General features: G+C 64.6%; 14 protein-coding genes and 1 other RNA gene. 7 read left to right on the forward strand and 8 right to left on the reverse strand.

Annotated features, from left to right (window positions below):
- Positions 1 to 4: 4 nt before the first annotated feature.
- Positions 5 to 454, reverse strand: a complete 450-nt coding sequence (gene ftsL / locus AC1VNY_RS23635) for a cell division protein FtsL (RefSeq protein WP_253625833.1) — start codon at positions 452 to 454, stop codon at positions 5 to 7.
- Positions 455 to 456: 2 nt separating this feature from the next.
- On the reverse strand, positions 457 to 1452 hold the full coding sequence (gene rsmH / locus AC1VNY_RS23640; protein ID WP_482406976.1) for a 16S rRNA (cytosine(1402)-N(4))-methyltransferase RsmH: 996 nt from the start codon (positions 1450 to 1452) through the stop codon (positions 457 to 459).
- A gap of 580 nt (positions 1453 to 2032) precedes the next feature.
- On the opposite strand from rsmH, the gene AC1VNY_RS23645 reads away from it, so the two are divergent.
- A complete protein-coding gene (locus tag AC1VNY_RS23645; RefSeq protein ID WP_304496442.1) occupies positions 2033 to 2899 on the forward strand; it encodes an N-acetylmuramoyl-L-alanine amidase in 867 nt (288 codons plus the stop codon).
- A 120-nt stretch (positions 2900 to 3019) separates the two neighbouring features.
- Entirely contained in the window at positions 3020 to 3250 is a 231-nt protein-coding gene (locus tag AC1VNY_RS23650; RefSeq protein ID WP_038383083.1) for a hypothetical protein, read from the forward strand.
- 80 nt (positions 3251 to 3330) lie between these two features.
- Here AC1VNY_RS23650 and AC1VNY_RS23655 read toward each other — a convergent pair whose 3' ends face one another.
- On the reverse strand, positions 3331 to 4566 hold the full coding sequence (locus tag AC1VNY_RS23655; protein WP_038383091.1) for an RNA polymerase sigma factor: 1236 nt from the start codon (positions 4564 to 4566) through the stop codon (positions 3331 to 3333).
- 69 nt (positions 4567 to 4635) lie between these two features.
- A complete protein-coding gene (locus AC1VNY_RS23660) occupies positions 4636 to 4995 on the reverse strand; it encodes a YciI family protein (RefSeq protein ID WP_028332558.1) in 360 nt (119 codons plus the stop codon).
- 233 nt (positions 4996 to 5228) lie between these two features.
- On the opposite strand from AC1VNY_RS23660, the gene AC1VNY_RS23665 reads away from it, so the two are divergent.
- Positions 5229 to 5384, forward strand: a complete 156-nt coding sequence (locus AC1VNY_RS23665; protein ID WP_157787882.1) for a hypothetical protein — start codon at positions 5229 to 5231, stop codon at positions 5382 to 5384.
- A 7-nt stretch (positions 5385 to 5391) separates the two neighbouring features.
- The gene (locus AC1VNY_RS23670) at positions 5392 to 5592 is read left to right on the forward strand and encodes a hypothetical protein (protein ID WP_038383082.1); all 201 of its coding nucleotides are present in this window, start codon (positions 5392 to 5394) and stop codon (positions 5590 to 5592) included.
- 20 nt (positions 5593 to 5612) lie between these two features.
- Here AC1VNY_RS23670 and AC1VNY_RS23675 read toward each other — a convergent pair whose 3' ends face one another.
- Both AC1VNY_RS23675 and AC1VNY_RS23680 read right to left on the reverse strand, forming a co-directional pair.
- Entirely contained in the window at positions 5613 to 6047 is a 435-nt protein-coding gene (locus AC1VNY_RS23675) for a PAS domain S-box protein (protein WP_482406977.1), read from the reverse strand.
- A gap of 105 nt (positions 6048 to 6152) precedes the next feature.
- Positions 6153 to 7052 (reverse strand): LysR family transcriptional regulator, encoded by a 900-nt coding sequence (locus AC1VNY_RS23680; RefSeq protein ID WP_482406978.1) that lies wholly within the window; start codon positions 7050 to 7052, stop codon positions 6153 to 6155.
- 146 nt (positions 7053 to 7198) lie between these two features.
- Here AC1VNY_RS23680 and rnpB point away from each other — a divergent pair.
- An RNA gene (gene rnpB, locus AC1VNY_RS23685) (RNase P RNA component class A) lies at positions 7199 to 7613 on the forward strand.
- 171 nt (positions 7614 to 7784) lie between these two features.
- Here rnpB and AC1VNY_RS23690 read toward each other — a convergent pair.
- Entirely contained in the window at positions 7785 to 9236 is a 1452-nt protein-coding gene (locus AC1VNY_RS23690; RefSeq protein WP_482406979.1) for a GntP family permease, read from the reverse strand.
- Between the two features lie 4 nt (positions 9237 to 9240).
- Positions 9241 to 10260, reverse strand: coding sequence for a patatin-like phospholipase family protein (locus AC1VNY_RS23695; RefSeq protein ID WP_026193140.1), 1020 nt, complete (start codon positions 10258 to 10260; stop codon positions 9241 to 9243).
- 227 nt (positions 10261 to 10487) lie between these two features.
- Here AC1VNY_RS23695 and AC1VNY_RS23700 point away from each other — a divergent pair, with 227 nt between their 5' ends.
- The gene (locus tag AC1VNY_RS23700) at positions 10488 to 10667 is read left to right on the forward strand and encodes a hypothetical protein (RefSeq protein ID WP_016840044.1); all 180 of its coding nucleotides are present in this window, start codon (positions 10488 to 10490) and stop codon (positions 10665 to 10667) included.
- Between the two features lie 171 nt (positions 10668 to 10838).
- Entirely contained in the window at positions 10839 to 11366 is a 528-nt protein-coding gene (locus AC1VNY_RS23705) for a hypothetical protein (protein WP_482406980.1), read from the forward strand.
- Positions 11367 to 11470 lie beyond the last annotated feature (104 nt).

Consider the following 11470-nt stretch of genomic DNA (forward strand, 5'->3'; position numbering starts at 1 on the left):
CCCGTCATTGCTGGTCTCCCCCGCCCTGCCCGGAGTCTTCGGGCGCAGGCTGGTCGGCGGCCGGCTGGTCGGTCGCCGCCTTGTCGATCGATCCGGTCGTGCTGTCGGGCGCCGCGGCGGCCTCGATGGTGTCGATCATCGCGCCGATCGGATCGCGCGAACCGGGCCGCGTGAAGCTCGGCGGCCGCTCCGGCAGGTTCTTCAGGGAATCGTACTGGTTGGCGTTGACCGGCTTCAGCGGCAGATGGCGCTCGGCGAGGCCCTGCAGCCGGAGCGGCGCATCGAGCTTGGCCCATTCGGCGCGCAACGCGGCGATCGCGTTGCGCTGCTCGCGGATCTCGGCGTTGAGCTGCAGCACGCGTTCGACGCGCGCGGTCGATTCCATCTTGATGCGGTAGACATAGGACGCCGCGAAGATCAGCATGCCGATGACGAGGAGATGGAGAAGGCGCATCGTCACCCTCCCCGCTTCAGGTCGGACAGGCGCGGCCATGACGGCAGGTCGTCGTCGGCGTGCACCGGCGCCGCGGTGCGTTCGGCGGCACGCAGCTTGGCCGATCGCGCGCGCGGATTGGCGGCAAGCTCGGCCTCATCGGGCGTCACCGGACGCTTGGTCAGGATCTGAAAGCTCGGCGCCGCTTGCGCCACCTCGGGCAAATGCCGCGAGCCGGCGGAGACCTTGCCGCGTTCCGTGAGGAAATTCTTGACGATTCGGTCTTCCAGCGAATGGAACGAAACCACGACGAGCCGGCCGCCCGGCTTCAGCACGCGCTCGGCGGCTGCGAGCGCCAGATAGAGCTCATCGAGCTCTTCATTGACGAAGATGCGCAGCGCCTGAAAGGTCCGCGTCGCCGGATGGATCTCGTTCGGCTTGGCGCGCACGACTTTCGCGACGATATCGGCGAGCGCGTCGGTCGTCGTGATCGGCGCGTCCTTGCGCGCGGCGACGATGGCACGGGCGACGCCGCGCGAATGGCGCTCCTCGCCGAAGATATAGATGATGTCGGCGAGCTGTTTCTCGGAAGCCGACGCGACCACATCGGCCGCGGTCGGGCCGCTCTGGGCCATCCGCATGTCGAGCGGACCGCCGAGGCGGAACGAGAAGCCGCGCTCGGCCTGGTCGAGTTGCATCGAGGAGACGCCGACATCCATCACGACGCCGTCGACCGCATCCACCCCCTGCGACGCGCAGACCTCGGCGAGGTTGGAGAAGCGATCCTCGACCAGCGTCAGCCGACCGCCCGCGCCGTCGACCAGATCGAAGCCGCCGGTTATCGCGGTGCGGTCGCGGTCGATACCGATCACGCGGGTCTCGGCGACATCGAGGATCGCCCGGCTGTAGCCGCCGGCACCGAAGGTCGCGTCGACATAGATGCCGCCGGCGCGCGGATCGAGATACGCGACCGCCTCGCGGCCCAGCACCGAAATGTGACGCGGCGCACGCTCGCTCATGCGCCGCTCCCCGGCGGGGCCGCGTAACTGGCATACAAGCTGGGTGCGCGCCGACTCATTGCGCCTCGAATCCTCGCGCCCAGAGCCTTCTTCGTTCCGATTCGATCGGAACGGAGCTCTGGATTCCTGTCTTGACGCGTCTTCTTCACGCGAACCGGTATCCACTTCGCTCGAAAACGCGTGAAAAAGCCGCTGCGTGACGCCAGCGCCAACTCCCGTCCTCGGCCGCAAATCCTGATATCCGACCGGAATTGGGAGGGTTTCCATGGGATTTCGCGCAAACAGCGGGGCTCAGCGTCCTTTGGCCGTCCCCCGAAACCGGTTCGGCACTTCACCTCTCAGTAACGGCACTTAACGTTAAGAAAACGTTGATGATCGGTTAGCGGAACCGCGCGCCTTTGATCCGCATTCGAATGATACCCTCAAGACTCACTTCGGGCACAATGACGCGGCGCATCGTGCGGATCGTGGAACCGGCAGGGGTCGATTGCGCGGCCCGGACGGTAAAGGAATAGTAAACGCCTATTTGTTTATCCATATGTCAAAATGCTTTCTCCTGGTTCGGGTTTGAGTGATTCGTATGGCTTCAAGTTCGTCTTCGTCCGGCAACGCTGATCCGAAGCGTCAGCGCGCCCTCCCTGTTCCAAAGGGGGTGGCGGACGCGAAGACGTTCACGCCGGATTCCTCGATCGCCTCCGACGTGATCCCGTCGGCGAACTTCGGCGATCGCGCCAATGGCCGGCAACCCGACATGATCGTGCTGCACTACACCGGCATGCCCGACGTCGAGGGTGCGATCACCCAGCTCTGCACGGCCGGGACCGAGGTCTCGGCGCACTACATCGTGCTCGAGGACGGCCGCATCGTGCAGTGCGTGCCGGAGAGCAAGCGCGCCTGGCACGCCGGCGTGTCGGCGTGGGCCGGCGATGACGACATCAACTCCTGCTCGATCGGCGTCGAGATCGTCAATCGCGGTCACGATTGGGGCTATCCGGACTTTCCGCTGCGCCAGATCGCGGCCGTCATCGCGCTGTGCCGCGGCATCATGCTTCGCCGCAAGATCGTCTCGCATCGCGTGCTCGGCCATTCCGACGTGGCGCCGGCGCGCAAGAAGGATCCCGGCGAGAAATTCCCGTGGCACTCGCTGGCCAATTCCGGCGTCGGGCACTGGGTCCAGCCGGCGCCGGTCGTGCGCGGCGACGCGCTGCAGCTCGGTGCGATCAGCGACAGCGTCTCCAACATGCAGGCCGCGTTCCGGCGCTACGGCTACAACATCCCGACTAACGGCAAGTTCGACGGCCCGACCATGGAGGTCGTCACCGCCTTCCAGCGTCACTTCCGCCCGGAGCGCATCGACGGGATCGCCGACCGCTCCACCATGGCGACGCTGCACGCGCTGCTCGAGAGCCTGCCGCCGGATGCGGCGACGGTGGTCGCGTCGAGCTAGGCTCGCCTCCGTCCGTCATTGCGAGGAGCGGAGCATTTTCCGGCCAAGTGTTCGTGCACATTGGAACTTTTCGGCAAATGCCGTCTTTCTAGCTGGGGCGGTCCGAGTGGAGATTCGTCCATGTTCAAAGCACTCATCGCCGGAGCTGTCGCCGTCGGCCTCATCGTCGCTCCGACAGCCGCAAGCGCTATGTCGACCCAGGACAAGACCATGTCGACCAAGCACAAGACCCAAAAAGTCCATCATGCGCAGAAAAAGACAAAGATGGCACCCGGCACCACGACCGGCATGTCGAGTGGGGCGACGACCGGGCAGTCGAGCACCGGCGCCAAGGCAAAGACAGGGTACTGAGCAAGCTCAACGCCGCACGGCGCGCTGACGATCGTGGATGAATCGCGCGCCGTCACAGGCCACGCACGAGATGGGGTGCGTCACCCCATCTCGGCGATCCGCCGCGCATAGAGCCGCCGCAGCGGTTCGAGTTGCGTGGCTGCCGTTGCGGCGAGATAGGCCCGCCGCGCTTCGTCCTTGCGACCGAGGCGGCGCAGCAGATCGGCGCGCACCGCAGGCAGTTGGTCGTATCCCTTCAACGTGCCGCGCGCGTCCAGCGCGTCGATCAGGTCGAGCGCGCGCGCCGGGCCGTCGACCATCGACACCGCGGCCGCGTGATTGAGCTCGATCACCGGCGACGGGCTGATGCGCAGCAGCACCTCATAGAGACCGGCGATCTGCGGCCAGTCGGTGTCCTTGTAACTCGGCGCCCGCGCGTGCAGCGCGGCGATCGCGGCCTGCACGGCGTAGGACTGCGGCCGGCCCGGCATCCGCAGCGCCTCCTCGACCAGTTCGAGGCCTTCGGCGATCTGCTGGAAATCCCACAGCGAACGGTCCTGCTCCTCGAGCAGCACGATATCGCCGCCGGCGGTCTGGCGGCCGGCGCGGCGCGCATCATGCAGCAGCATCAGCGCCAAGAGCCCCTTGATCTCGCCGCGCGCCGGTATCAGCGCATCGATCAGCCGCGCCAGCCGGATCGCCTCGCGCGCAAGATCGGGCCGCATCAGATCCTCGCCGGCGGTCGCCGCGTAACCTTCGGTGAAGACGAGGTAGATCACGGCGAGCACGCCGGTGAGGCGCGGCTCCAGCGCCTCGCGCTCGGGCACCTCATAGGGAATGCCGGCGAGTTTTATCTTTTGCTTGGCGCGCAAGAGGCGTTGCGCCATGGCGTCCTCGCTCACCAGGAAGGCGCGCGCGACCTCGACCGTCGTCAGCCCGCACACCGTGCGCAAGGTCAGCGCGACCTGGACCTCGGCTGCAAAGGACGGATGGCAGCAGGTGAAGATCAGCCGCAGCATGTCGTCGTCGAGCGTTGCATCGGCCGGCTCGGGCGAGGACTCCGCATCGAGCAGGATCTGATGCGTCAGCTCCTGCTGCTTGCCGCGAAACGTCGCCGCGCGGCGGACGCGGTCGATCGCCTTGTTGCGGCCGACATTGACCAGCCAGGCACGCGGATTGGAGGGGAATTCGCCGATCGGCCAGCGCTGCAGCGCCACCGCAAAGGCATCCTGAAGCGAATCCTCGGCCAGATCGAAATCGCCGACGAGCCGGATCAGCGTTGCGAGCGCCCGGCCCGCCTCGTCGCGAAACACTTTTTCGATCTGACTGGGGGTCATGGCGATCAATCGTTGCTCGGCGGCCGCGCCGGGCGACGCGGCCGCTACATCCATCTGGCGACGATGCCGCTATCGCGGGTTGTCGTAGATCATCACCGGCCTGACTTCGATCGAGCCGGTCTTGGCGCCGGGAATCCGCGCCGCAAGGCCGAGCGCCGTGTCGAGATCCTTGGCATCGACGAGATAGTAGCCGCCGAGCTGTTCGCGGGTTTCCGCAAACGGCCCGTCGGTCGTCAGCGTCTTGCCGTCGCGCACCCGCACGGTGGTCGCGGTCGATACCGGCTGCAGCCCGTCTCCCGCCTTGAAGTGTCCGCTCTGGATAATGGACTGGGTGTATACGGCATATTCCGCCGACAGGGCCTTGCGGTCGTCGGCATTCATGCCGCCATATTCCGCGTCGCTCCGGTAGATCAGCAACAGATATTGCATCTTGAGAACTCCTCTTGATCGGCTGGATCGCCGACACCCAGTCGAACGGGCGACACGCAGGACGACATCGTCAGGATAAATTATTTTGGCCGCCCGGCGTGAATGCCACGCCTGCCCGGCGGGCCGCGGAGCGGACTTATATCGGATAGTCCGATAGTAATCGCCAGTATTATTCGTTTGTTAAATTTATGGCAGCGCGTAGCCTTTGGGTCGGAATGCCCGGAGGACCCGCCATGACACCACTGCCGCAGACAGCAACGCGCCTTTCCCGGCTGCTGCTGTCGATGCTGTACCGAATCCTGCGCAGCCGGATCGTGGCAAAACCGCGCCACCACGCCAGTCAGGTCGCCTCGACCATCGCTGCGGGCGGCCATCCGCTCGGCGTGTGAGCAGGCAATGCAACGGGGCACCACGCGCCTGAAGGCGCTGCGTCAGCTGATCGCCGACGAAGGGCTGACCATCGCGATCCTTGCGGCGGTTGCCGCAGCGACGGTGATCGCATTTGGTTTCGGCGCGGAAGCCGACATCGTCGCCTCGATGCTGGTCATCGGCCTCGTGACCGCGCTCGCGGAAACCCGCCTGCGATCGGGAAAATAGCGGTCACCCCACGGCGGGCGTCATGACGATGTCCCGGCCTGCTGCGCGGCGCGGCGCCGCAACTCCTTGAGCTCCTCGAAACGCTTGGTCACGTCGCGCATCACGGCGACGGTGCCGGCGACCTTGCGCGCCGCATCGTGCAGCATCTCGATGGTGAATTCGACCGAGATGCGCGTGCCGTGCCTGGTCAGCGCCGGCACCGACAGCAGATCGCCCTGACCGTAGCGGCTCATCCCGGTCGCCATCGTGTGCCGGAAGCCGGCCCAGTGACGCGCGCGCAGATTCTCCGGAATGATCAAATCGAGCGATTGTCCGATCGCCTCCTCGGCGCTGAAGCCGAACATCCTGACCGCGCCGGGATTCCACAAGGTGATGCGGCCTTCGGCATCGGTCGCAACGATCGCGTCGGAGGCGCCCTTGAGCAACGCGTCTGCCACTTCTGCCGCGATATCCATCGTCTGACCTCCTGCTGATGCCCATCCAGCTGTGAACGCGGAGGTTTGCGCTGACAAGCGAAGAAACCCGATGGAACTGATCGGTGATGCCGATAGCAATCGCGGTCAGCGCCGCCGCCGCGTGGCGGGCTTCGCCCGCGGGAGGTCCGCACTCGTATTGACATGCGACGCGGCGAGCCGATGCATGGTCTCGACCGCGCGCGCCAGATGATCGTCCTGGCTGTCAGCCGGATAGGCGACATAGGCCGGCATCGCAAAGCCAGGTGCGCCGGCGACGGCGTGCAGCCGCCGCGCCTTCAGGAGCGGCGCCACGATACGGCGCGCAAAGAATCCGGAGCCGCCATTCTCCAAGAGATGCTGCAAGCCGAGCCAGCCGATGTTCACCGTCAGCGCGGGGCCGGCGAAATTCGGAAACAGCGTGGCGTGACGCGCGTAGAATTCGGGTCCCCAATCGACATAGACATAGCCCGGCCCCGGCTCCGGCGCGCTCTTCGGATCGGTCGACACCAGGATGAGCTGCTCCTCGAACAGCTGCTCGACCTTGAGGCCGGGGCGGCTCTGCGGCGTGTACATGACGCCGATATCGATGCGTCCCTCGACCAGCCCCTGCATCAGCTCGGTCTCGAGCGCGCTCTCGGCGCGGATCGAGATGTCGGGATGCGCCCGCGTCATCAGCGGCAGCCAACGCAGCAGATACTCTTCCCAAAGGCCGATGCGGCCGCCGACCACCAGCGTCGCGGAAAATCCCTTGGGGATTCCGACATCATGGCGCGCCTGCTCGACGGTGCGGACCAGCACCGAGGCGTGGCGCTGAAACTGCCGGCCCGCCGGCGTCAGCGTGGTGCCGGCCTTGTTGCGCACGAACAGCACGCAGCCGAGCTGCTGCTCGAGCGTGTGGATGCGGGTGCTGACGGTCGACTGGCTGACATGCAGCCGCTCTGCCGCGGTGATGAAGTTGCCGGCGCTCACCACCGTCAGGAACGTCCGGGCCAGTTCGGTATCCATGGCGCCTCGACCTTTGAATCGATCAAATCGATATCAAAGGCTCCTCCTCTGCGAATGTCAAAATCGAGGACCGGCCGGGCGCCAAGCCAAGGGTTAACCATCGCAATCGCTTGACGCGGACGGCCAAAGCCCGCATGCGTACGCCGTCAGTCGGCCGGACGGCCGCTCCCGCAAGCGCCGAAAGGCCGCGGGGGAGGAAAGTCCGGGCTCCATCGACATGCGGTGCCGGATAACATCCGGCGGGGGCGACCCCAGGGAAAGTGCCACAGAGAACGAACCGCTCCCTCCTCGGAGGAAGTAAGGGTGAAAAGGTGCGGTAAGAGCGCACCGCGTTTCCGGCAACGGAGACGGCATGGCAAACCACACCGGGAGCAAAACCGAATAGGGACGGCAACGCGGTTAGTTCGCGCATGCGCGATAACACCGCAGGGCGATGTCAGGCCCGCTGTCCGGGTAGGTTGCCCGAGGCAAGGTGCGAACCTTGTCCCAGAGGAATGGCCGTCGCGCATCATTCGCAAGAATGGTGCCCTACAGAACCCGGCTTACAGGCCGGCTGATATTCTAAAGCGTTTTCGAGCGAAGTGGAGTTCCGGTTAGCATCAAGAAAACGCGTCTTGCTTAGATGGACCATGAGGGGCTCGGCGCAACACGCCGGGCCCTTCGCCATTTTCAGATCAACGTCGCTCCAGCTACGCGCGCCGGCGGGAAGCAGAGCCAACCCATCGTCTTGCGTCAGAACGACCCGAAAGCGGTGCCGATCGCAATCACCGCTACGAGCGCGATAACGGAACTCGCAATGCCGACCATGACAATGTCGAGATAGCTGTCGCGATGCTTGAGCCCGCAGATCGCAAGCAGGCTAACGACCGCGCCGTTGTGAGGCAAAATGTCCAGCGTTCCCGAGCCGATCACCGCGACGCGATGCAAAAGGCCGGGGTCGATACCCGCCTCCGCGGCAAGGTGCATATAAGTCTGGCCCAACGCATCGAGCGCGATCGTCAAGCCGCCGGAAGCCGACCCCGTCAGCGCGGCAAGGATGTTCGTCGCGACCGCGAGCGACACCAATGGGCCGCCCTCAATTCTCAGCACCCAGTCCCGCACCACGCCGAAAGCGGGAAGCGAGGCGATAACGGCGCCGAATCCGACAAGGCTTGCGACGCTCAGGGCCGGCAAGACCGACGCGTTGGCACCCGCATCCATGGTTCGTCGTAGTGCGGGCAGCCGCGTCCAGTTGCAGAGGATGACCGTCACGATCGCTCCCGCCAACGCCACGACAACCGACCAGACACCAGCCACGGCAGCCAGCGATGTATTGCCCCACCGCTGTTCGGCCAGGAACGAGAAATCAAGCCGAGGCAGCACAACGAGCGACATCACCAGATTGACGGCGACGACGACGATCAGCGGAAGGATCGCGTTGAAAATCGGGACGGCGGCGCTGCTATGATATCCGTGGCGGAGCTCCGCCGGGTCGAATTCTCGCGCCGTCGTAGCCCGCTCGCGCAACAGCTCATCGTCGGCGGCATCCGCCGGAACCGGCGGCTCGTCGCCATAACCCTCTTTTGCCCGACGCGCTGCTTTCTCCGCGCGAAGAAGCCACCACAGCCCGACGCCCAGCATGATGATCGATGCGACAACGCCGAGGCCCGGTGCGGCAAAGGGGGTCGTGCCGAAGAAAGGCATCGGTATCGCATTCTGTATCGACGGCGTGCCCGGCAGCGCCGACATGGTGAAGGTCGAAGTCCCGAGAATGACCGCCGCCGGTACCAGACGACGTGGAATCCCCGCCGTGCGAAACAGCGACTGCGCCATCGGAACGATGACGAAGAAGGCGACGAACAGGCTGACGCCGCCGTAGGTGACAAGCGCGCCTGCGAGCACGACCGCGAGGATGATCCGGCGTTCGCCCAGGCACCGGGAGATGAAGCCCGCGACCGCAGCGACCGCGCCGCTGTCATCCATGAGCTTTCCGAACACGGCGCCAAGCAGAAAAATGGGAAAGAACTGCGCGAGAAACCCCGACGCACTACCCATGAAGGTCTGCGTCCAGTTGGCAAGCAGCGGTTCGCCACCGAAGGCTGCGGCCACCAGCGCGCAGAGCGGCGCGAGCAGCAGCACGCTCCAACCGCGGAAAGCAAGACAGACCAGCAGTCCAAGCCCGACGAGAATGCCGAGAAGACCCATCGTCTCAGCACTCCGCCAGCAGAATATCGAGATCCGCCGTCGAACGCTCACCGAGATCGGCGCCATGCGCGTCGAGGAATTCGCCGGCGGCTCGCCGCCCTTCCTCGTGCAGCTTGGCCACGAACGCCCATTCGGCATTAAGCTTGGATGATGAACCGAACGTCGCAAGCATGTCGCTCTTGATCCGGTGCGTCTTCATCTGCGCCCAGCGGGCGCCCTCCCCGGTACCGGGGTCGGCGACCTGGCGAAGCAACGCGATCATCCGCAGCTCCTTTGCCAGCGGCGAGTTGAATGAGATCTCGTTAAGCCGGTTGAGAATGTCAGCGGCCGTGCGCGGCTGCTCCGGCCGCTCGGTCGGGTTGATCTGGACGACGACGGTGTCGCGCGCGTCGGTCTCGCGAACGAGCGGCGTAATCGTGGGATTACCGGCATAGCCGCCGTCCCAATAGGGCTCGCCATCGATCTCGATCGCGCGAAACATCGTTGGCAGGCAAGCCGACGCAAGCAGGACATCCGCGGTAATCTCCGCGTTGCGAAAAATCCGTCCACGGCCCGTACGCACGCGCGTGGCGGTTATGAAGAGCTTGATCGGCGCGCGTGCAAGACGTTCGAAATCGATACTGTCGTTCAATATGTCGCGGAGCGGATTGAAGCCAAGAGGATTGAGGTCGTAGGGTGAAAGCATCCGCGACATCAAATCGGTGAAGAGATAGGCCGGGGAGCTGTCAAGCGACCAGCGTCCCATCAGGCGGTCGAGCGGCGACCGTTGCAACGGACTGAATGCGGCGGCGCGCGAGACGCTTCGCCAATATTTTTCAAGCGCTTCGCGTGCGCCGGCAGCGCCGCCCGCGGTCCAACCATCCGCCAGCACGGCTGCGTTCATCGCTCCGGCCGATGTCCCGGATATGCCCGCAATCTGAAACCATGGCTCTTCGAGAAGGCGATCCAGGACACCCCACGTGAACGCACCGTGCGATCCCCCACCTTGAAGCGCCAGGTCTACGAGCACGGGGCTGCGGTTCATGAATCCATGCTCACCAGCACGCGAGACATGGATTATGTCGCAGTTTAACCGAACATGCGAGACAAAGTTGCGGTCGCTGCCCAATTCCGATGGCGAACTTCGAACGAAATTGTCTCAACTCGAAGTGAAGCGAACCGATCCTTCAGTGCAGCCACAGGCCCACGTTTCTTAGAAGGCGACATGCATGGGTGGCGAGCGTAGAGTATGTCCCTCGCGGAGGAACACAGATGGACCTTCAGAAGATCATGGCGAAGGCAAGAGACATCGCCAGGAGCAGCGGCACGATCACAACCGAGCAACTGAACGGGATGTGCCCCAACAATATGGAGCCTGAAGATATCGCGGCTCTCTTTGCGGCTCTGCGGACTGAGGGGATTCGTCTCAAGGACGACGAAGCAGAAAAGTAGGAGCCACTATGCCTTGACGCCATGGCAAGGCAATCGATCCCTGCGATCGAAGCGCCGGCCAAGTCTGCATAGTGGCAGATTAGCTATCCGGCGGCATTGCAGCTATGATCCGCCAGAGCTGGACGTGTCCTTCTGCCCCGAGATTCAAGAAGATCAAAAGGAGGAATAGGAATGTCGGTCGCCTGCAAGTTCGAACGCAGCATCCTCAGCCATGAAGAATATGAGGCGATCCGCCTGACGCATCATCCCGCCATCTACAGCGCCGAGGTGGCTGAGCTCGAGGCCATGCGACCCCGCTTGCGCAAGATGCGCGACAAGGAGCGAACGGTCGGCCGACAAAAGCAACGAGAGAGCCGCGGAAAGGCCGAGGCTCGCGGGACGAGCTTTCCGGGAACCGCCAAGCATGCTTCAGAGCGAAAACAGGTGTTTGCGGCGGCACTGAAACGGGTGAACACGGAGCTCCGGCGTCAGCACAATTTGGCAGCCCGGACCGCACATGTCGAAGCGGCGCGAAAGGCCCTCGCACTGCACCGGGCCGCGAACTTCACAACGCGTCCCTCGGCTGGAGCCACCGCGGGCGAAGGCATGGCGCCGAAGCCAAGCGAACGCCGACGAAAGATCATTGCAGGCGCGAAGATCGGACGAGTATCGCAGGCGACAAAGGTCGCTCAGGCCGTGCGCGACGCACGCGGTGCATGACCTAGACAACAAGCGCATCTGATTGATTTCGACGCGGCCTCGGCATCGGCGGGATGCGCCAGCCGTCGCGGTTGCGCGCGGCCTGCCGCATGCTGAAGCGGACA

Source organism: Bradyrhizobium ferriligni (assembly GCF_056837965.1).